The 24048-nt window shown below is 64.1% G+C and carries 30 protein-coding genes; 14 read left to right on the top strand and 16 right to left on the bottom strand.

Annotation, left to right across the window (positions count from 1 at the left end):
* Positions 1 to 4 precede the first annotated feature (4 nt).
* Positions 5 to 460, bottom strand: coding sequence for an acyl-CoA thioesterase (locus C495_RS12550; RefSeq protein WP_008163462.1), 456 nt, complete (start codon positions 458 to 460; stop codon positions 5 to 7).
* A 143-nt stretch (positions 461 to 603) separates the two neighbouring features.
* Between C495_RS12550 and C495_RS12545 the strand changes: the two genes are divergently transcribed.
* From C495_RS12545 to C495_RS12535, 3 genes are all read left to right on the top strand, one after another.
* On the top strand, positions 604 to 738 hold the full coding sequence (locus C495_RS12545) for a hypothetical protein (RefSeq protein WP_008163460.1): 135 nt from the start codon (positions 604 to 606) through the stop codon (positions 736 to 738).
* Positions 739 to 851: 113 nt separating this feature from the next.
* Complete coding sequence (locus C495_RS12540; RefSeq protein ID WP_008163459.1) at positions 852 to 2144, top strand: NAD(P)/FAD-dependent oxidoreductase; 1293 nt, start codon at positions 852 to 854, stop codon at positions 2142 to 2144.
* A 75-nt stretch (positions 2145 to 2219) separates the two neighbouring features.
* Complete coding sequence (locus C495_RS12535; RefSeq protein ID WP_008163457.1) at positions 2220 to 2699, top strand: cupin domain-containing protein; 480 nt, start codon at positions 2220 to 2222, stop codon at positions 2697 to 2699.
* Positions 2700 to 2729: 30 nt separating this feature from the next.
* Here C495_RS12535 and C495_RS12530 read toward each other — a convergent pair whose 3' ends face one another.
* Positions 2730 to 3440 (bottom strand): metallophosphoesterase, encoded by a 711-nt coding sequence (locus C495_RS12530; protein ID WP_008163455.1) that lies wholly within the window; start codon positions 3438 to 3440, stop codon positions 2730 to 2732.
* 114 nt (positions 3441 to 3554) lie between these two features.
* The gene (gene artA, locus C495_RS12525; RefSeq protein WP_008163451.1) at positions 3555 to 4571 is read right to left on the bottom strand and encodes an archaeosortase A; all 1017 of its coding nucleotides are present in this window, start codon (positions 4569 to 4571) and stop codon (positions 3555 to 3557) included.
* Between the two features lie 137 nt (positions 4572 to 4708).
* Between artA and C495_RS12520 the strand changes: the two genes are divergently transcribed.
* Both C495_RS12520 and C495_RS12515 read left to right on the top strand, forming a co-directional pair.
* A complete protein-coding gene (locus tag C495_RS12520) occupies positions 4709 to 5488 on the top strand; it encodes a DUF7839 domain-containing protein (RefSeq protein ID WP_008163449.1) in 780 nt (259 codons plus the stop codon).
* A 72-nt stretch (positions 5489 to 5560) separates the two neighbouring features.
* Positions 5561 to 6349, top strand: coding sequence for an enoyl-CoA hydratase/isomerase family protein (locus tag C495_RS12515; protein WP_008163447.1), 789 nt, complete (start codon positions 5561 to 5563; stop codon positions 6347 to 6349).
* A gap of 2 nt (positions 6350 to 6351) precedes the next feature.
* Here the strand turns inward: C495_RS12515 and C495_RS12510 are convergent, their stop codons facing one another.
* Both C495_RS12510 and C495_RS12505 read right to left on the bottom strand, forming a co-directional pair.
* Positions 6352 to 7251, bottom strand: a complete 900-nt coding sequence (locus tag C495_RS12510; protein ID WP_008163445.1) for a glycosyltransferase family 2 protein — start codon at positions 7249 to 7251, stop codon at positions 6352 to 6354.
* Between the two features lie 147 nt (positions 7252 to 7398).
* The gene (locus C495_RS12505; protein ID WP_008163442.1) at positions 7399 to 8106 is read right to left on the bottom strand and encodes a class I SAM-dependent methyltransferase; all 708 of its coding nucleotides are present in this window, start codon (positions 8104 to 8106) and stop codon (positions 7399 to 7401) included.
* A gap of 455 nt (positions 8107 to 8561) precedes the next feature.
* Here C495_RS12505 and C495_RS12500 point away from each other — a divergent pair, with 455 nt between their 5' ends.
* The 4 genes from C495_RS12500 to C495_RS12485 all read left to right on the top strand — a co-directional run bounded on the left by C495_RS12500 (position 8562) and on the right by C495_RS12485 (position 11229).
* Positions 8562 to 8840 (top strand): helix-turn-helix domain-containing protein, encoded by a 279-nt coding sequence (locus C495_RS12500; protein ID WP_008163440.1) that lies wholly within the window; start codon positions 8562 to 8564, stop codon positions 8838 to 8840.
* Positions 8841 to 8920: 80 nt separating this feature from the next.
* Positions 8921 to 9706, top strand: a complete 786-nt coding sequence (locus tag C495_RS12495) for an MBL fold metallo-hydrolase (protein WP_008163439.1) — start codon at positions 8921 to 8923, stop codon at positions 9704 to 9706.
* 29 nt (positions 9707 to 9735) lie between these two features.
* Positions 9736 to 10437 (top strand): YkgJ family cysteine cluster protein, encoded by a 702-nt coding sequence (locus C495_RS12490; RefSeq protein ID WP_008163436.1) that lies wholly within the window; start codon positions 9736 to 9738, stop codon positions 10435 to 10437.
* Positions 10438 to 10503: 66 nt separating this feature from the next.
* Positions 10504 to 11229 carry a heptaprenylglyceryl phosphate synthase gene (locus tag C495_RS12485; protein WP_008163434.1) on the top strand — a complete coding sequence of 242 codons (726 nt, stop codon included), beginning with the start codon at positions 10504 to 10506 and terminating at the stop codon, positions 11227 to 11229.
* An 11-nt stretch (positions 11230 to 11240) separates the two neighbouring features.
* Here C495_RS12485 and C495_RS12480 read toward each other — a convergent pair whose 3' ends face one another.
* From C495_RS12480 to C495_RS12470, 3 genes are all read right to left on the bottom strand, one after another.
* The gene (locus C495_RS12480) at positions 11241 to 12605 is read right to left on the bottom strand and encodes a hypothetical protein (protein ID WP_008163433.1); all 1365 of its coding nucleotides are present in this window, start codon (positions 12603 to 12605) and stop codon (positions 11241 to 11243) included.
* Positions 12606 to 12793: 188 nt separating this feature from the next.
* Positions 12794 to 13198, bottom strand: coding sequence for a TRAM domain-containing protein (locus C495_RS12475; RefSeq protein ID WP_008163431.1), 405 nt, complete (start codon positions 13196 to 13198; stop codon positions 12794 to 12796).
* 112 nt (positions 13199 to 13310) lie between these two features.
* Positions 13311 to 15038 carry a radical SAM protein gene (locus C495_RS12470; RefSeq protein ID WP_008163430.1) on the bottom strand — a complete coding sequence of 576 codons (1728 nt, stop codon included), beginning with the start codon at positions 15036 to 15038 and terminating at the stop codon, positions 13311 to 13313.
* 115 nt (positions 15039 to 15153) lie between these two features.
* Between C495_RS12470 and C495_RS18125 the strand changes: the two genes are divergently transcribed.
* Together C495_RS18125 and C495_RS12465 are read left to right on the top strand one after the other, a co-directional pair.
* The gene (locus tag C495_RS18125) at positions 15154 to 15312 is read left to right on the top strand and encodes a DUF7559 family protein (RefSeq protein WP_008163428.1); all 159 of its coding nucleotides are present in this window, start codon (positions 15154 to 15156) and stop codon (positions 15310 to 15312) included.
* A 207-nt stretch (positions 15313 to 15519) separates the two neighbouring features.
* Positions 15520 to 15948 carry an Hsp20/alpha crystallin family protein gene (locus tag C495_RS12465; protein ID WP_008163425.1) on the top strand — a complete coding sequence of 143 codons (429 nt, stop codon included), beginning with the start codon at positions 15520 to 15522 and terminating at the stop codon, positions 15946 to 15948.
* A 101-nt stretch (positions 15949 to 16049) separates the two neighbouring features.
* Here C495_RS12465 and C495_RS12460 read toward each other — a convergent pair whose 3' ends face one another.
* Positions 16050 to 17234, bottom strand: coding sequence for an NAD(P)/FAD-dependent oxidoreductase (locus C495_RS12460; protein ID WP_008163423.1), 1185 nt, complete (start codon positions 17232 to 17234; stop codon positions 16050 to 16052).
* 258 nt (positions 17235 to 17492) lie between these two features.
* Here C495_RS12460 and C495_RS12455 point away from each other — a divergent pair, with 258 nt between their 5' ends.
* Complete coding sequence (locus C495_RS12455; RefSeq protein ID WP_008163420.1) at positions 17493 to 18176, top strand: DUF502 domain-containing protein; 684 nt, start codon at positions 17493 to 17495, stop codon at positions 18174 to 18176.
* Positions 18177 to 18239: 63 nt separating this feature from the next.
* Complete coding sequence (locus tag C495_RS12450; protein ID WP_008163418.1) at positions 18240 to 18440, top strand: hypothetical protein; 201 nt, start codon at positions 18240 to 18242, stop codon at positions 18438 to 18440.
* A gap of 56 nt (positions 18441 to 18496) precedes the next feature.
* Here the strand turns inward: C495_RS12450 and C495_RS12445 are convergent, their stop codons facing one another.
* From C495_RS12445 to C495_RS12435, 3 genes are all read right to left on the bottom strand, one after another.
* Positions 18497 to 19087: an NUDIX hydrolase gene (locus C495_RS12445; protein WP_008163416.1), complete on the bottom strand. Its 591-nt coding sequence runs from the start codon at positions 19085 to 19087 to the stop codon at positions 18497 to 18499.
* Between the two features lie 109 nt (positions 19088 to 19196).
* Complete coding sequence (locus tag C495_RS12440) at positions 19197 to 19670, bottom strand: DUF7109 family protein (protein WP_008163414.1); 474 nt, start codon at positions 19668 to 19670, stop codon at positions 19197 to 19199.
* A 26-nt stretch (positions 19671 to 19696) separates the two neighbouring features.
* Complete coding sequence (locus C495_RS12435) at positions 19697 to 20857, bottom strand: glycosyltransferase family protein (RefSeq protein ID WP_008163413.1); 1161 nt, start codon at positions 20855 to 20857, stop codon at positions 19697 to 19699.
* Between the two features lie 169 nt (positions 20858 to 21026).
* On the opposite strand from C495_RS12435, the gene C495_RS17870 reads away from it, so the two are divergent.
* Complete coding sequence (locus tag C495_RS17870) at positions 21027 to 21197, top strand: HVO_0758 family zinc finger protein (RefSeq protein ID WP_006067948.1); 171 nt, start codon at positions 21027 to 21029, stop codon at positions 21195 to 21197.
* 55 nt (positions 21198 to 21252) lie between these two features.
* Here the strand turns inward: C495_RS17870 and C495_RS12430 are convergent, their stop codons facing one another.
* From C495_RS12430 to glmU, 4 genes are all read right to left on the bottom strand, one after another.
* Positions 21253 to 21807, bottom strand: coding sequence for a metal-dependent hydrolase (locus tag C495_RS12430; protein WP_008163406.1), 555 nt, complete (start codon positions 21805 to 21807; stop codon positions 21253 to 21255).
* 109 nt (positions 21808 to 21916) lie between these two features.
* Complete coding sequence (locus tag C495_RS12425; RefSeq protein WP_049890338.1) at positions 21917 to 22432, bottom strand: metal-dependent hydrolase; 516 nt, start codon at positions 22430 to 22432, stop codon at positions 21917 to 21919.
* 1 nt (position 22433) lies between these two features.
* Complete coding sequence (locus C495_RS12420; protein WP_008163403.1) at positions 22434 to 23063, bottom strand: hypothetical protein; 630 nt, start codon at positions 23061 to 23063, stop codon at positions 22434 to 22436.
* Positions 23064 to 23116: 53 nt separating this feature from the next.
* Positions 23117 to 24048, bottom strand: a 932-nt coding sequence (gene glmU, locus C495_RS12415) for a bifunctional sugar-1-phosphate nucleotidylyltransferase/acetyltransferase (protein WP_008163400.1), incomplete at its 5' end; no start/stop codon positions are given.

The raw sequence follows: 24048 nt of genomic DNA, 5'->3' as shown, positions 1-24048 counted from the left end.
AGCCTCAGCTGTCGGGGAGACCGCCCTGAAACGCCGCGACACCCTCTCGAAAGGCGTCGGGAACGCGAGTCGGTCGCTCGGTCTCGAGGTCGACGGCGACCTGTGTCACGCTGCCGTCGACGAGGAGTTGGTCGTCGGCTGCTCGTTTTGCCCGATACTCCACGGTGAAACTCGCCGTGCCGATCTCTGCGACGCGAAGTTCGTTGCTGATGACATCACCGAACTCGGCCGCGTTACGGTAGTTCAGTTCCGTGTTGGCGACGTGGACCTGCCAGCCGTCCTCGTGCATCCGATCGTAGTCGTAGTCGATCTCCCGGAACAGCTGGGAGACGGCTTCGTCCTGAAACGTGAAGTACTCGCCGTAGAAGACGATTCCCTGCTGGTCGGTTTCGGCGAAGCGGACGCGGTTCTCAAAGACGGGCTGAAACTCCGGCTGCCCAGTATTGTCGGTTGCTCCCATAGAACATAGCGCCGTTGCAATCACTAAAGCCGTACCGGCCACGGCAATGGCGGGCATCGAGACAGGCGCTGATTTTCGAGACGATGTCGGTACGCTGTCAATGCCGGCCGTAACGCTACCCGTCCACACAACGACGACACCCCATGGTCAGAGTTTCGACGATCGTGATTCTCGCCGGTATCGGCTTGCTACTGATCCCGATTCCGCCAGTTGCGACGATTCTCGGGGTGCTCGTGATACTTCTCGGACTCGTCCTTCGGCTGCTGACGGATCTGTAACACACGGCTTTCGGTATCGCTCGCGTTTCGGGGACCCGATACAGACAGTGTCGGCGTCCCGCTCGGCCGTGTTTGGCCCTACGCCTTTGTGCGTTCCTTGCGATGAGTCGTGCATGCAGTCGACTCCACAGGTCGTCGTTGTCGGTGGTGGGCTCGCCGGACTCGTCGCAGCACGCCATCTCGCCGACGGCGGGGCTGATGTCGCGGTGCTGGAACGTCGTGATACCGTCGGTGGCCGGGTTCGAACACACGAACAGGACGGCTATCGATTCGATCGCGGGTTTCAGGTGCTTTTCCCGGCCTATTCTGCAGTCAAGCGAGAGTTGGATCTCGAGGCCCTCGAGTTGCGTCGATTCACTTCGGGGGCGACCATCGTCGGGACCGACCACCGGACGGTGCTCGCTGACCCGCGCCAGCGGCCGGAACTGCTCCCCGCGACGCTGGCGAACAGTGACGTGACGCTGGGTGACCAACTCCGGCTCGCCCGGCTCTGGTGGGAGCTTCGCCGAACCGACCCGGCGGCGTTTTTCGAGGACGACCACCGAACGGACAGTTCGATCGGGCGCTATCTCCGCAAACGGGGCTTTTCCGAGCCGTTCATCGAGCGCTTTTTCGCCCCGTTCTACGGCGGCATCACCCTCGACCGATCGCTCTCGACCTCGAGTCGCGTCTTCGAGTACACGTTCGCCACCCTCGCCGAAGGCGGGGCCGCCGTTCCAGCCACGGGGATGGGCGCGATTCCGGCCCAACTCGCCGACCGCGTCCGAGCGGCCGGCGGACGACTCGAGACCGGCGTCGATGTCACGGCCGTCTCGAGTGCGGATAACTCGGCGACGGTGACGACGACCGACGGCGAGACGGTTGCGGCCGACGCGGTCGTCGTTGCGACCGATCCGCCGACCGCGCGCGAGCTGACCGACCTCGAGTCGATCCCGACCGCCGCACGGGCCTGCGTGACCCAGTACTACACGCTGCCAGCCGGGGTGGACCTCGAGACGGGCACGCGACTGCTGCTCAACGCGGTCGACGACGACGCGCCAAATCACGTCGTCCCCCACAGCGCGGTCGCCCCGGCGTACGCCCCCGACGGGTCGACGCTGCTCAGTGCGACCTATCTCGGCGAGCCAGCCGCGAGCGACGACGAACTGGCCGAGCGCACACGGCTGGCGCTCGAGACGTGGTATCCTGACCAGCGCTTCGAGGCCCTCGAGACGCTGCGGACCGACCGGATCGAGTTCGCGCAGTTCGACCAGCCACCGGGGACCCACGACCGACTTCCCGACACCCGCGATCCCGAGGGTGCGGTCTACCTCGCCGGTGATTACACCCGCTGGTCGTCGATCCAGGGCGCGATGGAAAGCGGGCGAGTGGCGGCACAGGCGGTGCTCGAGGACGTGTCGAAATGACCTCTCTCTGAAATAGCAGGGATCGAACGCTCTCGGACGAAATAATAATATGGCCGTTGATTGAGAAGAATCACCATGGGTCTCATAAACGAGGCTGATCTCGAGTGGACGAATCTGGAACACGGCGAGATGCGGGTCCGGCGAAAACAGTTGGGAGAACAAACGGACGGCGACGAACTCGGCTGTAGTCTCTACGAACTGCCGGCGGGCCACGAATCGTGGCCTTATCACTACCATACCGCAAACGAGGAGGCGATGTACGTGCTCGCGGGCAGGGGAACACTACGGTTAGCCGACGAACCCCACTCGCTTACCGCGGGCGACTACGTGTCTTTTCCAGCCGACGAAACAGGTGGCCACAAGGTGATCAACGACTCGGATGCGCCGCTTCGCTATCTCGTGGTCTCGACCATGAACGAGCCGGACGTTACGATCTACCCGGATTCGGAGAAACTGGGCGTGTTCGTCGGCACACCGCCCGGCGGTCGAGCGGAGCGGTCGCTTCACGGCTACTATCCAATCGACGCCGACGTCGACTACTGGGAAGGCGAGTAGTGAGCTCGGTTCGGTGCCGCCAGCACGCCACTACAACAGCCGCCGACACCCCCCCAACGGCGGAAACCACAGTACGTCCTCGCTCGAGTCGTCCCAAACGCCCGGCTGAAACGCATCCGCGTCGGTGACCAGCGGCGACTGGAACGCTCGCGTCCGCATCCCGTTGACGGTCACACCGGCCGCAAGCGGCGAGAGGGCAGGACAGACGAACACGTCGGCTCCCTCGTAGACGCCTGGTCCATACAGAACGCAGGGGTGTTTGCGCCCGTCGACGGAGAGGGCGGGGTGGTCGTGCCCGATGACGTACCGGGGCGCCGACGTTTGTGGGGGTTCGTGGCCGTGACAGACGACCGTCTCGCCGTCGGCGAGTCGATACTCGCTCGTCACGGTTCCGTCGAACACCGTCTCGAGCATCGGATCGTGGTTTCCCGGCGTGACGACGAGCGACGCATCGGCCGCGTCGACACAGTCCTCGAAGGCGGCCAGATCGCGCTCGAGACCGCGAGGGATGGTGTCGAACGCGTGGAGGAGGTCGCCGGCGACGACGACCGTCTCCGGGTCGGTGCGACCGAGGAGTGACTCGAGGCGCTCGCGAACGACCTCACCGTCGTCGATCGGGGCGTCGATACTCGAGGCGGCCGCGCGACCGAGATGGACGTCGGCGACGACAAGCGTCTCGGCTGCGGGGACGAAGAGTGCACGGCCGATCGGCGAGACAGGACAGTCGACGCGGGGGGTCACGGCTTACTGCTCGTGGTCAGGGCCGCCGTCAGCGCGTACGTGTTCTTTGTCGAGGGCGTCGAAGAGGTCGTACTCGGTGCCGGTAAGGACGAACAGCACTTCCTCNGTCACGGCTTACTGCTCGTGGTCAGGGCCGCCGTCAGCGCGTACGTGTTCTTTGTCGAGGGCGTCGAAGAGGTCGTACTCGGTGCCGGTAAGGACGAACAGCACTTCCTCGAGCGGAGCGAGCACCTCTGGAACGATCTTAACGATCGCGTAGGTGATGCCGACGAGGGCGACGACCGACAGCGACTGGGCGATGTAGTTGTGCGCGACGAGAAAGGAGACGCGACTCTCCTCGGCACCCATATACGTGGTCATAAACGAGACGAGCCACTCCTGTTGGAACCAGCCCCACGGCGAGGCCAGTCCAATGAAGACGTTCCGAATGAGGTTGAGAAACCAGATGACGCCGATCGCCAGCGCGAACGCCGTGGCCTTCCGCCGCAGCGGTGCTTTCACGGACGCGATCAGGCCGCCGAAGATGGCCATACTCCCGATCCCGGTACAGGCGAGGATGATGTAGGTCGTCCGTCCCGTCACCGTCTCGTTAGGGTCGAAATCGAAGCGACTCATGTAGCCGTTTGCGCCTTCGCTCAAACCGGGACTGTGGCCGAGCAGTTCCATGGCGAAATGAGTCTGGGCCGCAGTCGTCTCGATCAGCCACGCCCGGAAGACGGGAATCGTCTCGACCGGGAGGTAGATCAACCCCATGAACGCGATCGCTTTCGTGAGCACGAACAACGAGTCTCGTCCATCCCACAGGAGATAGCCGGTGTAGGCACACAGCGGCAACGCAGCGAGGGCTAACACGGTCTGCAGGGGGCTTTGCATCTCGTAGTAGTAGTACGGCACCATCGACAACCAGAAGCTTCCGAACGCGATCCAAGCGCTTGTGGCGAGATATCGCGCCGACTCGAGTGCACCGCGCCATCGGAGCAACAACGCCACAAAAAACGCCGCGATCGAGACCCATGCTAACAGGTCCGTCAGTTGGATCGAACCGAGAACCGCCGGCGTCAGTATCGTCGCGCCTGCATGTTCGAGGCCGACGACCGACACCGCATCGGTGCCAGCAGAGAGGGGCGGCATAGTCATGAAAACCTGACGGACGCTCGCGCTATCAACTTGACGCCTCATGTCTCGGCGAGCAAACCGGACACCGAACGGACACGAGGGCGCATCGCCGACCGTGTAGCTTTTTGTCGCGGTCGGAAAAGAGTAGGCGTATGGTCGACGTCCTCGATAACAAACGGGTCGCGACGCGGTTTCGGATTCTCGTCCAGATCGCCGAGCGCCAACCCGCCGTCAGTCAGGGAGAGATCGCCGAGGAAGTCGGCGTGACGAGTCAGGCCGTCAGTGAGTACATCCGCGAACTCGTCGACGACGGACTCGTCGAGAAAGAAGGGCGATCGCGGTACCGTGTCACGAACGAGGGCGTCGACTGGCTCTTTCGAACCGCCGACGACGTCCGTCGGTTCGCCGACCACGTCACCGGAGATATTCTGGGCGCGATGAGCGAGGCTGCGTACATCGCAACTGACGACATCGAAGAAGGCGACACCGTCACGCTCTCCGTAAAAAACGGCTTGCTCCACGCGAGCCCCAGCAGCGAGGGCCCGGCGACCGGCGTCGCAACGACCGACGCCGAAGCCGGCACCGACGTCGGCGTCACGAGTTTCGAGGGCGTCATGGATCTCGAGCCCGGTTCCGTCACCGTCTTGCAGATCCCCGCCGTTCGCACTGGAGGCAGTCGAGCGGCCGACGCAGCGGCCGTCGACGAACACTGCGCCGATGCCGATCTGGTCGTCGCGGCTGGTGTCGAAGCCGTCGTCGCCTGTCGACAGGCCGATTTCGAGCCGGCCGTGTCGTTCGCGACCGGCAACGTTGCTGCCGAAGGAGCCGAACGAGGGCTCGAGGTCACGGCGGTTGTGACGACCAACGAGGTCGGCCGCGTCACTGACACGCTTCGCGATGCTGACGTCTCCTACGAAGTACTCGAAGGGTAAGCGCGGACGATTCCGTCGAGCGCTATTGTGTGGTCCCTGAACCTTACAGTGGTTGGACTGGTCTGCAGTGGTATGGAACCAATTGGCACAGGACGTGCAGCGATCGACTGGCACGACCGACGCGCGGACATCTATCTCTCCCGGCCCGACAAACGAAACGCGATGACCGTCGACCTGATGACGGACCTGATTGCAGCGTTCGAGCAGGTCGACGCCGACGAGGATATCCGGGCAGTGACGCTGCTCGGCGAGGGGCCGGTTTTCTCCGCCGGAATGGACCTCACCATGATGCGCGAGCGCGTCGACCCCGACGCCGAAATCGACCGCGACGTCTTCCCGCAGCTGCTCGAGGCCATCGAGGAGACCCGTCAACCGGTCGTCGCCGGGATCAAACGCGCCGCCCCAGCGGGCGCGTTCGAACTGACGCTGCCCTGTGACCTCCGCGTGATCGGTCGCGAGGCGAAATACGGGTTGCTCGAGACGAGACTCGGGACGTTCCCACACGGCGGCGGCACCCAGCGGCTGCCCCGACTGGTCGGGCTGTCGAAGGCCAAAGAGATCGTTCTCATGGGCGCGTTTATCGACCCCGAGGACGCTGCCGACATGGGACTCGTCCACGAGGTCGTCGACACCGGAACGGTCGACGACCGAACGAAAGCGCTCGCGGACAGGCTCTGTGAAAACGCCCCGCTCGGTCTCCGCAACGCCAAAGACGCGCTCAACGCTGCCTTCGAGATGCCACTCGAGCAGGGACTGGCCTACGAACGGCAACTCGCCGCCGAACTCGACGACACTCGCGACTACCGCGAGGGGTTCGAGGCGCGCCTCGAGGATCGAGAGCCGGAGTTCCGCGGCGAGTAGCGTTATCGTCGATCGTAGACACGAACCGCCCGGTCGTGGCGCACGGACAGCCCGTTGGGGTTGCGCTGACTCGAGCGGTCAGTGTAGCGGGCGTACAGCCCATCCCGAAGCCCACGTGCGGCGTTCGTGACGACGTCGGTCCCGTCGGAGAACCAGCCCGTCGGCGTCTCGTCGCCGGCGAGTACGCCGCGAACACCCGATGCACCGTCACGGATCGCACTCCCGATCGTCCGGGCGAGGACAGTCGGTCGTGGCCCGTAGTTCTTCGAGAGGCGATAAGAGAGCGATCGATACGCCATCCCCCAGTCGCGGTCCGTCTGCCCGCCATCAGTGCCGACCTCCGATCGTGCAGCCATCTCCGCGTCCCAGTCGGTGTCGAATCCGAGGCCAGCCACGCGATGAGCCCCGTCTCGCTCGCCGCCGACCTCGAGATACTCGTCGAAGCCGTCGAGCGCCTCGAGGACGGTCCGGTCGAACGCAACGTTATCGCCGTCGAAGTGGACGACATCGCGGCCGGCGATGGTCCGCGGCGTCCGGAGGTCATGATCGGTCTCGGTGCCGGTTACCGGCCCGGTTACGACGTCGGTGCCGCCGGCGATCGAGCGCTCGATGGCGTCGTACCAGCTGTGTTCGATAGCGTACTCGCCGTCGAGGAAGGCGATGACGTCACCCGTCGCAGCCCGAAAGCCGGCGTTGCGCGAGACGTTCGGGTTTCGCTCGGAGATTTCGACGAGCACGTCGACATCGGGCCGCTCACGGACGACGCCGGACGTGCCGTCCGAGGAGGGGCCGTTGACGACGATCAGTTCCGTCGCCGGTGGCGTCCGCTCGGTGAGGACATCGAGCGATGACAGCAACTGCTCCCGGTCATTAAGCGTCGAGACGACTACCGAGAGCTCCATACGCTGTGATAGAAGTCATCGATACTAAAATTAGGGGGCTTCATCGCTACGAGACGACGAGACCTATCGGTCAGCCCGTCGCGAACGGGACGTGGAGACGCCGTGGCGAGACGAGACGGCTCGTCTTGTACACACAGCAGCGGCGCGTCAGCGGACCCGCGTGTTCCAGTAGGACACTGACGCCAGATGGTCGCTCACCGGAATCTTGCCGATCGCCTTATCGAGCGTGCGGATCGGCGAGGCGAGTTCGTTCGGAATCGCCCGGTAGAGTCCGTAGGGTGCGATGAAATCGTCCTCGACGTCGACCAGCGTCAGGTTGGTCTTGGCGAGCAGGATGCTCACCTCGCTTTTCGAGTAGAGTCGCGACCCCATCGGCAGCGCCCAGTTGTAGATGCTGCGTGCGCTGAAGCGATTGAACGTATCGAAGACGATCTGATCGCGTGACACGCGTCGCATCTCCTCGAGGAACGCCTCCGGGTCGTCCGCGAGGTGGAAAAACCGCATCGCGATGACGGTATCGAAGTGATCGTCCGGGAACGGCAGTCGCCCGGCATCACCGCGAAGGAACTCGAGGGTTCCCTCGAACTCCATCTGTTGTGCTTTCTTGCGCCCCTGTTGCAACATCGCCGCCGAAATATCGAGTCCTACGACGTCAGCGCCTTGCTCGGCGAGCATCACCGTAAATCGCCCGGTACCACAGGCGATCTCGAGGATGTTCCGGTCCTCGACGGGCATAATTGCCTCGAGGACGGCCTGTTTCTCCCGGCGGTCGATCAGCTGGCCGCCCTGGGAGAACCGCTTGTCGTCGTATTCTTCGGCGACGTCGTCGGCTTGGTACCACTCCTGTCCTTTCACACTGGGCGAAACTACAGGAGCGGGAGGATAAAACGATACTGGAGTCTGTCGATGGGGTGGACTAGAGTAGCCACTGCACGTCACTGCACACCTGATCGCACGACGGGAGCGCGGTTTGGAGCGTGCGCGGGTCGGAGCGTGCGCGGGTCGGAGCGTGCGCGGGTCGGAGCGTGCGCGGGTCGGAGCGAACGACGTGAGCGAGACCCGCGGAAACGCGAACGGGGAGAAACGACCCGTGAGCGAGAACCGTGGACAGTGCGATCAGTGTGTCAATCGTTTCAATTATTCCATAACAGTCCTGCCCCCTCGAGCGCAACGGCTCGCTCTCCGATCGAGAGACGGCGCTGCAATTGGACGATCTGTATTAATACTCTAGAGAGGTCCCTTATACAAACTGGACTGTTCGTATCCACATATAGGGAAGCTTTACCATTGGCGATTCCGGTGAGATAGGTATGAGCACGACAGCTGAGGACCACGGCGTTGCTGGCGAGGAACTCCTTTCGGAGGACGAATACCGCGACCGACTCCGTGAGCTGCCACCGAGTGCGAAACTCGTCGCAAAAGTGTTAGAAACCGACTCCCCGCTTTCACAGGGCCAACTCGCCGAGGAGTCGCTGCTGCCCGACCGCACCGTCCGCTACGCACTCAACCGCCTCGAGGACGTCGGCCTGATCGGTTCACGGTACAGTTTCCGCGACGCGCGCAAACAGGTCTACTATCTCAACCACTGAGACGGGCTGCGGTCCCGAGTGTCGACCTCCTCGGTCGAAACCGCATCACTGAGGGTCGTTCGATGACAGACAGTCGAGTGATGGACGTCACTCGGTGTTCGGTCCCAGTTCCGACGCGTGCGCCAACAGGGACAACCAACGCCTATCTGCTCGGCTCCGGTCCGGCGATACTGGTCGACCCGGCGGCACGAACCGACGCTCTCGATCAGCTGGTTCGAAACCGCTCCGTTGTCCATATCCTCGTTACGCATACCCACCCTGACCACGTGGGCGCTGTCACCACCTACGCCGAAGAAACAAACGCGACCGTCTGGGCTCGAGCCGGCCGCACTGACCGGTTCCGGGACGTGGTCGGCTGTGACCCGGATCGAACGTTCACGCCACGAACGACGATTCCACTCGGCGACGACCGCGTTCGGCTCCTCGAAACGCCCGGCCACGCTCCTGATCACATCGCCCTCGAGGCCGGCCGCGGCGGCCCGATTCTCTGTGGTGACGCTGCCGTCCGCGAGGGAAGCGTCGTCGTCGGCGCACCCGAAGGCGACATGCGGGCGTACATGACGACCCTGCGTCGACTCCGGGCGATCGACCCGCCGACGCTGTGGCCCGGCCACGGTCCCGAGATCGAGACACCTCGAGCGACCCTCGAGCGACTGCTCGCCCATCGACGACGGCGGGAACAGCGCATCCTCGAGGCGGTCGACACCGGTGCAACGACGCTCGAGGAGATTCTCGATGGGGTCTACGAGAAAGACCTCACCGGCGTTCGTGACCTCGCGCGGGCGACCGTCGTTGCCCATCTCGAGAAACTCGCCGTCGAGGGGCGACTCGCGTGGGATGGGAGTCGGGCGACCGCGAGCGACTGATTTTTCCCCGCTGGCAGCGATCTTCGAGTGTGCAATCACTCGAGGCCGAACTCGAGACGGCGCGCCAGCTGTCGATCGACGAACTCGCCGACGCCATCGAGTCGATCGGCTTCGAATGTACTCGCTGTGGGGCGTGCTGTACGGGCGAGGCCGACGACGACCATACGGCGACCGTCTTTCCCGACGAGGTTCGAGACCTCGAGGCGAGCGACACCGACGGCGCAGACGACTGGCGCGACATCGCCCGCCCCATGCCTTACGGTCTCTCCGAGACCGACGACGGCGACCTCGAGGGCGAGACCTTCGAATGGGCGCTCCAGACCGACAGCTGCGGCGACTGTGTGTTTTATGAAGAGACCGACGGCGTCGGCGGCTGTACGGCCCACGACGATCGCCCACTGATCTGTCAGACGTATCCGTTCAGCGTGGCGCTTGCGGGGACCAGCCAGCCGATGGGCAAGGCCGTCGACAGCGTTTCACTCCCAGCGCGGGACGCCGACGACGAGGACGGCATCGTCCGCGCCCACGAGTGTGAGGGGCTCGGGCGGGAGATCTCCCGCGAGGACGCCGAGGAACTCGCCGGCGCGCTCAAAGAACGAGCCGTTCGTGAACTCGAGGAAGCGATCGCCGTCCGGGACAACTACGCGCCCGCCACGCCGGCTCCCGGCGAGGTCGTCGTCCACGACTCCGAGGGCTCAAAACGGGTCGATGGGACGCCACTCGAGAAGTAAGGCCGTCTCCGGCGGCCACGCTGTGGAACCGATAGGCCATTGACTCGGCTCGATGAAGGGGGTCGTATGGCACTCGAGTGGGCTGGCATCACGCATATCACGAAGGTCGATCCAGCGAAGGCGATGCCGGCTGAGCTGTCCGTTCTCGAGGGAACCGATCTGGTGGTCGTCGGTGGCTCCGACGGCGTCACCGCGGCCAGCGCACTCGAGACGATTCAGACCGTTTCGCGTGCGGTCCCGGAGACGCCCGTCTTGCAGGAGCCGTCCAGTCCGACCCACGTCTCCCGGGCGACCGTCGACGCCGTCGATGCGATTGCCGTCCCAGCGGTCTACAACGGCGACCGCGACCATTTCGTGGGCAAACACGTCGACATGTTCACTGAACTCGGGCGCAACGTGGCGTCGGTGGCCGGCGAGGGGACGACCGCGCTCCTCGAGACGCCCATCCTCGGCGAGGGGTACGTGATCCAGCATCTCGAGTCGACAGCCGCAGCCGCGTCAGGCGTCGAGACGGCGTACACACCCGAACAGGTCGTTGGCGCTGCCCTCGCGACGGAGACGGTGTACGACTTTCCGATCTTCTATCTCGAGTACGCCGGGCGCTACGGCGGCCCGACTGATGTCGCCGCCGCCGCTTGCGTACTCGAGGAGACGACCCTGCTGTACGGCGGGGGGATCGACAGCCGGGAAAAAGCGACCGAGATCCTCGCGGCCGGCGCGGACGCGATCGTCGTCGGTGACTGTTTTCACGACGATCTCGAGCGGTTTCGGGAGACGATTCCGACGACGTAGTCTGTGGGCGGTCAGAGGTAGCCAAACAGCGTTCCCACGAGGACGAGCACCCACATTGCGACGCCAGCGAGCAGCATGTCGTTGATCGGAGACGTCCGTGTCGCACGTTTGGCCGCGCCGCCGGCGATCAGTCCAAGCGCGATCACCACCAGCATCCGCTGGACCACGACGTCGATCGGGAGCGAGTTCAAGCTGACGAACCCGTAGTCGAGCCAGATCGCCACGGCGAACGAGGCCGACGCGACGACTCCAGCATCGAGTCGACTGGTGAGCCCACGAGCAATCAGATACGTCGAAACTGGCAACCCGAGCGCGATGAACGGATACAGCAGTGCTGCGATCATGTGGACCGAGAGGAACCCGGCGTGACGGTCGAGGGCGACACCCATGACCCGAACGCCGAGGATAATCGTAATGATCGTCCCGAGGAGCACGAGATGACCGGCTTCGATCCGGTCCGTAGCGGCTTCGATACGCGTTCGATCGGCTTCGGTGAGCCGCTCGTCGAGTTTCGATTTGGCTGGCTCGAGGATGCCGTCACGACGGGTGGCGAGGCCAACCGTGAGCAGGACGGTCGCACTCATGAGGTTGACTTTCGTTGCCCAGCCGTCGGCATCGGAGGGACCGCTGTTCCCGAGGTTGATCCGCGTCACGTCCTCGCGCTCGTCGACCGCAGGGATCGACATCAAATCCTTCTCGAGGCGATACTGGGCCTGCTCGACGCCGTCAACCCGGTGTCGCAGCGTAAACCAGTCGAAGTGCTCCGAGTGGGTCTGCATCACCACCCACTGATCGTCCGGGTTCGGACTCTCGTACAGCCGGATATGATACCGATAGCCGTAGTACTCACCGTCCTCGAGTTGGAGGGTTTCGGTCGTCCAGTAGGCATCCCCACCGGCTCCCGGATCGAGGTAGGCGAGTCGGGTTGCGCCGTCGGCTTTCGACCATGGCACCTCCGTTGGGGAGAGTGCCAGTTCCGTCTCCGTCTGTTCGGTGGCGAGGTCTCCACCGACGACGTCGTCGTCGGCATCGCTTCCGTTGGTCGCCGACTCAACGAGTTCCCCAGCATCGAAATGATCGTGATCGGTCTCCTCCCAGTCTTCATCACCGTGTTCTCGCAGTTGTTGGACGATCGTCTCGGCATCACTTCGAACGACGACGTTGAGCGGGCTCCGTTTCTCGTGTGCCTCGCGGGCGTTGAGATACGGCCAGAATCCGCTCTCGCTTCCGTCCGGTGTGACGAGCTCCGGGTCCGATGCATCGTCTTCTTCGGGCGCGATGTCGGCCGTTGACGGCGAAAACAGAAGCGACGGACCACCCACGAAGAGAAACGCGAGTGTGACGAGTACCGCCGCGACGACGATTGAGCGACGCATTCGTCAGCGACTCTCTCTTGATCACTTATAATTCTGCTGTCGACATCGCCTCTCAGTGCGCCAAGTGACAACACAGTAAACACTCACGCCGATCCAGACCGGGACCGCGAGTGCTCCGTTCGGGGACGGATTCGAGAGGAATGCCGTGGCTGTGACACCGGTAGCTGGCACAGCAAAAAGGCCGTGTCTTAGAACGTCTCTTCGATGATTTCGCCGACGGCGAAATTCGATTTGACTTCGGAGACTTCGACCTTGACGCGCTCGCCGACGTCAGCACCGGGAACGATGATGACGTACCCGCGTTCGACACGAGCGATGCCATCGCCCTGTTTGCCGATGTCTTCAATTTCGACGTAGCGTGTTTCGCCGACGTCGACCGGTGGCTGTGGCTCCGACGGCGCGCTCTGTGGCTGTGCCGACGGTGATTCGGTATCGGTCGCCTCATCACGGGAGATCAGTGCGACACGGTAGACGTCCTCCGGGTCGATATCTCCAGTTTCGACTTCTTGACGTGGTACTTCGATGACGTATCGGTCCTCCTCTGCCGAGACCTCCGTACTGAACAGACACAGGAGTTTTTCAGATATTTCCACAGGTAGACCCTCAGTCTCACTTCTGACGGGCCTCCATAATAGTACTACCGACTGTAAACCGTTATTTTCACAGGATTTTTCCTGATCCCGAGTTACAACGCGGGTTTCGCCGTCAATCCGCGTGCTCGAGTGCCTTCGTCGTCATGAACTGCGCGAGGTCGAACTCGGTCTCGAGGTCGGCATCGCCGACGGAGTCGTAGGGGCGGTTAATGACGATGTCGCCCGCGGTTCGGTCGCCGATACCGGGGATCGCGGTGAGTTCGTCCATCGAGGCGTCGTTGAGATCGAGTGGGTACGGGACGCCGGTGACGGAGCGATAGCCGTGGTCGACGACGGCGACATCGATCGTCTGCCCGAGGTCGCGTTCGCCCGGCACCCCGACCAACAGCGGATAGGTGCCGAGTTGGCGGCCGAACGTCGTCCCGTCCTGATGGTACTCGAGGTGGACGTCCGGAAGCACGGTTCCCGGCGGCGCGACACGTTTAAGCATCGGATTGTCGATCTCCTCGCGAACCTGTCGCTTGTAGCGTTTGAACAGCTTCTTGTGCTCGTTTGCGATCTCGGCACCCGTATCCGACATCTCGGTGCCGGCGAAAGACATCACCTGCCGGATGTTGACCCGGCGAAGCATGTACCCCTCGTCGTAGACCCGCTGGAGGAACTCGAGGTTGCGCTCGTAGGTCTCCTCGCGTTCGCCTTTAAGGCCGTGGAGGAGGTTGATTCCGGGGAGCAGTTTGGGGAGCCGTCGTGGGGCGTCGTCGCCGAAGGTTGGCGCGTCGGCGGGCTCCTCTCCGGGTCGCCAACCACCCTCCTCGTTGACGATCCGAACGGCCTCGAAACACTCCTCGGCGCTAACGTTCAGGTTGTTCTCCTCCTGAACCACCGGATCGGCCGACTCGAGGCCGAACGCGGCGGTGTCGCCGGGGGTGTTGTACTTGGCGATGATCCGAATCCCCTCCCGACTCTTCTCGGGCCAGTTGACGACCGTGATCGGGTTCATATTGTCCAGATGAAGCGTCTCGAGGTCGGGGGCGACCTCGCGGATACCGCTGTAGAGTTGGCGCAGGGCGTCGGGATTCGGCGCCTCGCCGTCGCCGCCGTACGCGAGGATGTCGGCCTGCCGACCGATCCGGAAGTGTTTCACGTCGTGATCGGAGAGGGCGTCGACTTCGCCGACGACCGACGGCGGCGGCCGGAACGTGGGGTTGCCGTAGAGCGGCTCCGTACAGAACGAACAGCGATACGCACAGCCACGAGAGGTCTCGAGTTCGGCGATGAGGTGGTCGGGGTGGTTGGGATGTTGGTCGACGATAAACGCACCCTCCTGGGCCCACCGGGAGACCTCCTCGATGTCGCGCATCCGATTCGAGAAGCCCTCGAGGCCGTTGTCGACGAGGTCGTAGACGGCGGCCTCGACGTCGCCTTTGGCGACGAAATCGAAGTCCAGGTCCTGACGTTCGGTTTCCGTCGCGCCGGCGTTCTCGTCGCCGACGCCGAACTTGACGGGACCGCCCATCAGGCTCGTCCCGGTCGCGGTCCAGGCGAGTTTTCGCACTTCGTCCGGTTCGGCGGGCGTGCCGCCGACGTACTTGCCGGGTACGGTCATCCCACCGAGATAGATCAGCAGATCGGCCTCGTCGACATCGCGCCACTGATCGGGCTGGTCGCGAAGCCGGTCGATCGTGTGATACGTAATTTGTTCGCGTGGGACACCCGCATCGACGAGCGCACCGGCCGTATACCGCGGGTACGTCGAGATGTACGGCGGCACCCCGAAGTGGGCGGGCTCGTCGACGTAGCCGTCGACGATCGTCACCGACAGCGTCTCGGGGGCAGTCATAGCTCCCGATAGCGTCTGGAGTGATAAAACGGTGACTACACGCTCGAGCGCACGCCGTCGTGCTCGAGTCGCCGAAACCCCGGCGTTGATGGTTGTCGTTCCCCTACGGGGGAGTATGCCACTGACGGAAGAGTACGTCTGCACCGCTGAGGACTGTTTTCTCGATCTGTTCGAGAACCACTACACGTACGACGTCCCCGATGACCTCGAGGTGACGGATCTTGCCTGTCCCGTCTGTGGCGGCACCGATTGTCTCGAGAAAGTGACGTTGTGAGACGCGTTGAGATGGACACGCGAACGCGTCACGGGCAACGGCAGACACCGCCGACAGTAGCCGGGACACGAGACGCACGTCAGGCGTTTCTTTGTTCTATCAAAAGAGATATGAATGGGGATCGTGTAAGCTTGTGACAAGCCATGGCCTCGACGCACCTCCCGGTCCCCATCACGGCCCCGCAGACAGCCACAGGGGTGACACACCGTGAGTCTCAGTGAACTTCGCAAGTCGGTCGGTAACGCCCTCTACCGCCACGTCGGTCGGGCCCACAGCCAGGTCCAGAAACACCGCTCGTTACCTGTCGACATTCTAGAAAACGAGACGACGTATCAGGTCGTCTTCGACGCGCCAGGGGTCGAACCCGACGATGTACAGGTCCGCTATCTCGAGGGGACTGTCAAAATTCGAATTAATCGTTTCCGGCAGTTTCGCGAACGCTACGAGATGCGGTTTCCCGGCCGCGGGATGGAACTCGACGGCGAGGCCGACCTCCCCGACGATGCAATCGTCGATCCGGACTCCGGGACGGCAACCCTGACCGAAACCGGCACGCTGCGGATCGACATTCCGAAAGACTCCTCGGTCGACGACGCATCCGATGCCGAGACGGACGAGCTAACCGTCGACGAGTGAGACGGATTGCTGTCCCGATGGCCCGCCGATCGACAGCACGGGTCGGCGATTGGCGGTCAGTGACGACAGGAAACCGTCTGAGTGTTCCGCGTCGCAGACGCTCACTGTGTTGTGTCGATCGCCATCCCATCGCCGATCTCGAACGATTCATCGCCGTCGAACCGGGTTGGATCGAACGCATCGATCCCCGTTCCGCCGAGCACGTCCGCCGCGAGCCGGTCACCGATCGCTGGCGAACGCATGAAGCCATGCCCCTGAAACCCAGTCGCAACGTACAGCCCCGGCCGTAGCTCGCCGACCAGCGGCTCTCGATCCGGGGTCGCCGTACAGAGTCCGGCCCACGCCCGCTCGAGGTCGAGGTCGGCAGCGGGCAGTCGGTGGCGAAGCCGCTCGAGTGTCTCGTCGACGAACTCGGGGTCGGCGTCGCGGTCGTACGCGTCGGGATCGGCCTCGACGAGTTCCGTTCCGTCACCCGCGAGCACACCGTCGGGATGGGGGCGGAGATAGAACGCCCCGCTTGCGTCGTAACACATCGGTTCGTCGACATCACCGCTCGCGATGAGCGCCTGCACTCGGTACGGTTTCATCGAGATCGAGACGCCGGCATCGGAGAGGAGCTGTTTCGTATGTGCGCCAGCGGCGACGACCACCGCATCGACCTCGTGTTCGGTGCCGTCCTCGAGGACGACGCGTGAGGGATCGGTTCGGACCTCGACAGGTGTGTTCGGCTCGAGCGTTGCGCCAGCCCCGTTTGCGGCGGCAGCGAGACAGGCGGTGTATGTGCCGGGATCAGTGTACCCCGCCGCGCCGGCGATCCCGGCGACGGCGACGTCGTCGGTTCGCAGCGCCGGGAACCGAGCTGCCAGCGCGTCGGCGTCAGCCTCGAGTGCGATGGTGCCGTTTGCTTGCATGCGCTCGATCTGGTCGCGAATCTGGTTGGCGCGTTCCGTGTCGCCGTCACGGGCGAGCCAGACGTACGGGCACTCGACGAACGGGAAGGTTTCGTCGCCGGAGAGGGCACGAAAGCGTTCGATGGCGTCGGCCCCGAGTTCGGCCTCGAGCGGGTCCGCGAAGGCATTATAACAGACGCCCGCGGCCCGACCGCTTGCGCCACTCGCGATCGAACCCTTGTCGTACAGCGTCACAGTTGCGCCTTCGCGGGCGAGGTCGTACGCCGTTGTCGCGCCGATGGCACCCGCCCCGATGACAGCGACCTCGAGGCCAGCCCCGTCCTGAGCGAACGCATCCGCGCCGACAGCCAGTTCCGACTCGTCGGGAGCAGTCATTATGCGAACTACTGGGAACGGGGATCACTTATACTGCCGGACACCAGTCAGTACACGCCCGATCGCGTCTCACGGCTCGTCGGCGACGGCGACGAGCGTTCGCGTGCGATCGGTGCGTCAATCGTGTTGTCCGGCAGTGGTACCGCTGGGTGATCGTCGCCGCGGATCGAACACCAGCCGCGGGCAACAACGGCAGCCACTCGAGTCCACAATCTACTCGTAGGAGGGCCCCCTCCCATCGAGTGTGAGACAGGTCTCATGAGTTCGGTGAAAGGGGATTTCGGGCGTGGCCTCATCGTTATCGGGCCGATTCTCGTGACGCTTTTTTTGCTCTATGTTCTCTATGCGTTTCTCGCGAGTGTCACGCCGGGACTCATCCTCAATGCCGACACGCTCGAGGTCGTGTTACCCAGCGCCGGAGAGTACATGCGCGAGCGAATCGCCGGGTTCCTGCGAGTGATGACGCTCCTCTGTGTCGTTGCGCTCTCGATGTACGGCATCGGCCAGTTGACGGAGACGACCGTCGGCGAACTCCTCGAGGCGGTCGTCGACTACGCGGCCAACCGCGTCCCCGGGGTTCGTGTGATCTACAACGCGTCGAAAACCGCCACTGAGACCACGTTCGGATCGGAGGGGACGCTCCAGACGCCGGTCAAACTCGAGACGTGGGAGGGGTTTCGAATGACCGCGTTCAAAACGGGCCGGCTGACCGACGACGGTCGCGTCACGGTGTTCTTGCCGACATCGCCGAACATCACCACGGGGTTCGTCCTCGAGGTCGCCTCGGAGGACGTGACCGAACTGGATGAAACCGTCGAGGAGGCGCTGACTCGCGTCGTCAGTGCTGGATTCGGTGACGCAGACCGTGCAGAAACTGACTTCGAGGATACGTCGATCACGGTCGTCGGTGAACTCCAGACGGATCGCAAGCGACAGCAGTAGCAGCAGTATCGGTTGAGAGTGGTCCGCCCAACCCATAAGCGAGTGGGCCACGATTTCGAGGGTATGGTGGAGTCGAACAGAGACGGATCGGTACAAGGGACGTGGCTGAGGTTTGGGCTCCTCGTCGCGTTGCTCCACGGTGTCTTCGTTCTTCTCGTACTCGCCCTCTTACAGTTCGATGTCGCGCTCGCAGTGGGTGTCGCTGTCGGCGTCAGTATCGCGGGCGGTATCGGGATAACGATCGTCGCATTGTCCCTCCGCTGACCTGTGTGCTCGAACTCATACATCTCCTCCAGTGGGTCGCTCGAGTCCGTCTCGCGCTAGTACGAGCGATCGACTCGCTCCGGCGGTTCGAACGTCGTCGTCAACTCGAGCAACTGGACGAGGATGCGACCCGTCGCACCCCAGACGGTGTAGCCATCGACGTGAAAGTAGTGGATGATGATGTCGCCGTAGTAGGGGTGATCACGGCGTTCGTACTCGTAGTTGGCGGGATCGAGCAACTCGGAGAGCGGAAGCACGACGATCTCCGCGACCTCGGAGTCGTCGCGCTCGTACTCACGGTCGGGGACACGGGCGACGAACGGCGTGACGGCGTACTCCGTGATCGTTCGAATGTCGTCGAGTTGGCCGACGACCTCGGCCTCGTGGGGCTCGAGACCGATCTCTTCGTGGGACTCACGAAGCGCCGTCTCGAGGATCGTGTCGTCGATCGGTTCGGCACCGCCGCCGGGAAAGCTCATCTGTCCGGGGTGTTCCCCGAGGTGGTCGGCCCGACGGGTAAACAGCAGGTGATCTTCGCCGTCACGCTCGATGATGGGCGCGAGCACGGCTGCGTCGTATTCCTGATCGTCGATCTCGGTCGGCTCGTGTCCCGTGACCGGCTCGAGCGTCATCGTCGTCTGTGGCATGTGGTTACGCGGATCTCTCATACGCTGGGGTGCTGGTCGTCGAGTGCAGTCGTGGTCTGTGTCGGCCAGTTCCGGCTCGTCGGTGGCCGAGCGGTCGCGTCCGGCGAGGTCACGCTAACGCCGCCTCCAGTCGGGTGCGCTCGGCTGCAAGATCGAGTGGTGCCCACGCCTCGAGGTCGTAGCTGACATCGAGCAGGGTGTCGATTCGGTCGTCGTCGCCGGTCTCGAGCGCTGCCTCGAGGCGTTCGATGAACGTCTCGCGGGCCGTTCGAGCGAGCGCATCGCGGTCCGGCTCACGCGGTTCGATGTCGAGGATGTGCGGGACGTCCTCTGCGTGGGACGGGACCGACGGAAACGCCGTCGGGCCGGCAACCAACAGTGGCTGGCCGTCCTGTAGTCGCTCGTACCGAACGAGGGCAAACGACTCGAGGGCGTCGTCGATCGCCGTCTCGAGGGCCGACTCGTCGACGGACTGGCCGTCGGCTCGGAACGCGGCTTCCGAGAGTGCTCGCTCGAGTTCCGGCCGTGTCAATCCGCCGAAGAGGTCGACGACGCCTGCCAGTTCGTCGGCGGTCGCATCCATAGCTGCCACAACGGGGGGTGGTCAGATTAGTCTTGTGCGCTCGAGTCAAGCAACTCCAGCCCGGTTCGACACCCTCGTCGCTCGGGTTCGAGACAGGCTGCCTCGAGGACGGCAGCCGTCTCGAACGGCGCGTCACGCCAGCGTGGCAGCCGGCGATCGGGGCCGGGTGGCGCGATCGAGTCGACGTAGCGATCGAGTTGGTCGCGTTCGCTCGCCGGATCGTACGTGAGTCCGTTGACCATCGCGTCGGCGCGGTACTGGTCGATCAGGCGGGTTCCGGCCGTCCGGTACTGCTCCCGGAGTGTCGTGTACTCGGGATCGACGCCCCGTTCCTCGACGACACGCAGCAGTTCGCCAGCGACCTCCCGGCTCATCCCCTCGAGACCGGCCTCGCCGGCAACCACGCGGTGATCGTGTTCGTGGTAGCCGAGGTCGACCTGTGCAGTGCCCTCGAAGCCGGCGTAATCGAACGCATCGCCGAGCGTGCCGACCTCGAGGCCCCAAGCGCGTGGGGTCCGAAGCTGTCGGGCGAGGTCGGCAGTGACGGCGAACTCGCCGGCCAGTGCATACCGGAACGCGCCGAGATAGTCGAGGATCGGCGCGTCGTGGCTGGTCTCGAGGGCGCGAATCAGCGGCGCGTAGAACAGCCGAAAGAGTCGCCCGTAGAGCCGTTCGTCTTCGACGCGGGCGTAGTACCCCTTCGAAAACGCACTCCCCATCGTCAGCGGTGCGAGGAGACGGGTGACGTGTGCGGCTTCGTAACTCCGGGCGTCGGCGTCGTGAACGACGACGTAGTTGGCGGCCGCGGCGGCGGGGCCGAGCGCGAGCCAGACGTCCCGGCCCTTCCCGAAGCCGTTTGCCAGATCGGCGCTGGTGAGCAGCTCGTCGACAGCGGGCGCGTTACACCAGAGAACACACGTTGGCAGCGCAAACGACTCGAGCCACTCCCGAAACGGGCCGATCCGGTCGGCGTCGGCCCGAACTGGGATGATGACCGCGGCCGGAGCCGGCTCGAGCGTCTCGAGTTCCGAGAGCACGCGTTCGGCGGCGGGACTCCCGTGTTCGCGGCCGGCCATCGGAACGACAACGGCCGTCTCGGCGACGGCATCGGCGGGCGGAACAGTCGACGCGCCAGCCGCCCCGCCAAAATCGTGGAGCGTTGTGATGCGCTCCTGTACGTACTCCATCGATGGAGTGTTCGACCGAACCGGTAAAACGGCCACGACTCCGGCCAGATAGGCTGGCGGTTGCGATCACACACGAGGTAGGTTGATTGTGGGAAACTGTTGTCTGAATAAGAGTACAGTTCAGCGAAAGCACCGGTCTTTTTCTCCCCGACGTTCGTAGAGGTCGAACATGAAATCTGTCCGGAAGGCACTCCGCGAAGGCGACCTCGAGAAAGACACCTACGATCGACTCGTCTGTGCCGAGTGCGGGAAGCCCTTAAAGACCGAGAACGACCCGGACCAGATCAAGACCGTCCGTATCTGTCCGGACTGCGATGCGGAGTGGAAAGAGATCCGGTAGCAGACTCATTGTACCGCGTCTCCGATTCGAGGGTGCCGAGTCGGCTCGGTGGTGGCTAGCCCGGCGTCGGCCAGACGCGACCGACGGCGGCTCGAACCGGCTCGAGGCCGGGATAGCCGTCCCGACGCCAGAGGACAACCGCGATCGCAGCGAGGACGAACTCCGCGAGGAAAAACGGCTGGCCCAGCGAGTCTTGCACGAGCGCGAGGATGGTTGGCGGCCCCTGTTCGTACTCCTCGACGGGCACCACCGGCCAGAGGAGATGTGTTGCGCTTTCGTTTGGCCCCCAAAGCGCCGGCAGCGCATCGACGAGGACGTGTGAGAGCGCGCCGATCGTCAAGGCGATCCCGTACTCGCCGCGGTCGTAGTGGCTGGAAATAGCCAGGACGGCGACCGAAAGCGGGACGAGCACGAGCAACGAGTGGGCGAGCGTTCGCCCCGTCGGAATAACACCGAGATACCACGCCAGCGGCTTGTCCACGAGGTCGGGAAACTGGCTCCCGAAGACGAGGAGTAATGCCGGAATGTGTGCCGGCGGCGCATCGAAGCGGGCTCGAGTCGCGATCGTATAACAGAGATAGGCGACGGCGACGTGTCCGAGTGGCCACATACGCGTCGAACTGGGTGAGGGCGGATCATAACTGACGTGGTTGCCTCGCAGACGATGCCGTCACTCGGTTCGGTGGAGACACAGACGACGGGAACGGCTGGAGACGCTGTTAGCCGAGGGGGTGCGTTTCGGACGCCGCGTCACGGCGGCGTCGAGCGACGCTCCAGACGACCACTGCGACGAGCCCGGCGACGAGCGCCGGCCAGCGGTCGCTGCTCAAGTAGAGCCCACCCGCCGGCAACCGGTACTCGGTCAACGGCCAGAAGACGGCGTAGGCGTCCCCCGTCGGTGTCATGAGCAACACGTCGAGGGTGTGATGGGAGAGAGCTCCGATCGCAAACAGCGCGAGCGCCTGTGCTCGATACTCGGGCGCGAGCAGGAGCGAGCCGAGACAGATCACGAGGACGGTCCCACCGAGGGTGTGCAACGGAGACCACGAGAACGGCACGCCGAGAAGTGCCATCACGAGTCCGTCAGGGACGAGTAACTCGATCTTGACGAAATCGGGCGAGAGCGCGCCGATCATCACCAGCGTCACATGTGTCGGCTGGACCCGCTCGTATCGAATAGACAGCAACGTCCCGATGATGTAGCCGACGAGGACGTGTGTGAGGACATCGGCCACGTCACTCACCACCGTTCGTGTGGGCACGTTGGTCGTGCTCGGTGTCGTCCCGTCGGGAGTCGGGGTTCGCCGAGGAGTGGTCAGCGGTCGGCGACCGCTCGGATGGAGCGACAGGCCGGTTGCGGTCGGCGTCTCGTCGACGGCGTGGGACGAACGCCAGCCTCCGCCGATCGAAGCGCCACCCGCGGACGAACCGGCCAACGACCCAGAGCCCACCGATCGCCGAGACGAGATACATATACGCCGTCTCGGACGACTGGCGGGTCGTCGCTCGCTCGACGACGAGCGTCGATTCGTCCTCGAGGGTGCCGAACGCGCTCACCCGGTCGTCCGGTTCCAGTGGCCCCTCGGCGTTCTGGAGTCGGTCGTCCACATCGACGAGCGTAAACTGCCCGTAGCCGCTCGCGCGCGTCGCGATCATGACTGGATCGGTGTCGACGACGAACCCGCCGAGGACGACCTGTTCGCCGACGTACGCCTCGGGTTCCGGGGTCACCTCAGTCTCGTCCGGATACTGGCTCTCGAGTGGCTCGGCAGCCGTCGCTCCCACCCAGACCAGCGAGCCGACGAGGAGGGCACCGAGGATGACCGCGGCGAGAACGCGACCGGACTGTCCGTACGGCTCCGACATGCGTAGTCTTCGAGAGGGAGGGCAAGCCCGGACAAATGTCTTCTGTTCGTTCGCTACCGGTCGCGATCGACGGTCTCGCCGGGCCGCGTCGTCGCACCCGTGGTGAGTTTGAGCCCGGGTGTCAGACTCGAGTTGATCCCCGTCTTGACGTCGTCGCCGGCGACGACGCCGAACTTCCGCCGGCCCGTCGAGACGCGCTCGCCTTTGACGGTGAACTCGATGTCCGCGTCGTCGTGGCGCAGGTTCGCGACGTTGGTCCCCGCGCCGAGGTTGACGTCACGGCCGAGGACGCTGTCACCGACATAAGAGAGGTGGCTGACCGACGCGCCCGGAGAGAGCACGCTGTTTTTCACTTCAGCGCTGTGGCCGATCTTCGCGCCCTCGTCGACCAGCGTCGCCCCGCGAACGTACGCGTTCGGTCCGACGGACGCGCCGGAGCGAATCAGCGCTGGCCCTTCGATGACGACGCCGGCCTTTACCGTCGAGCCGGCTTCGACGACCACATCCCCCTCGAGGGTGGCGTCGTCGCTGACGTCGCCGTCGATCCGGCGCTCGAGGTCGCTCACTTTCCACTCGTTGGCCTCGAGCAGTTCCCACGGTCGGCCGACGTCGAGCCAGCGCTCGAGCGTGACGGGGGTGACGTCGAACTCGTCGATGACGGTCGCGAGCACGTCGGTAATCTCGTGTTCGCCGCGCTCGCTTGCGGGGACCTCGAGCCACTGGCGGGCTTTTGCGGGGAAGGCGTACGCGCCGGCGTTGGCGAGGTTTGTCGGCGGATCGGCCGGCTTCTCGACGATGCCGGAAACCGAGTCGCCGTCGGTGCTGAGAACGCCGTAGTTGCGCGGATCGTCGACTTCGATCGCACAGACGGCCGGACACTGCTCGAACAGCTGGTCGATCGCCGCCGGATCGTAGAGATTGTCGCCGTTCAAGACGGCGAAGGGGCCTTCGATATGGTCTCGAGCGGCGTTGACGGCGTCTGCCG

Origin of the sequence: Natronorubrum sulfidifaciens JCM 14089 (genome assembly GCF_000337735.1) — an archaeon.
Lineage (GTDB): Archaea > Halobacteriota > Halobacteria > Halobacteriales > Natrialbaceae > Natronorubrum > Natronorubrum sulfidifaciens.
The sequence above is the reverse complement of the archived record's forward strand: the minus strand, read 5'-3'. Positions and strand labels throughout refer to the sequence as shown.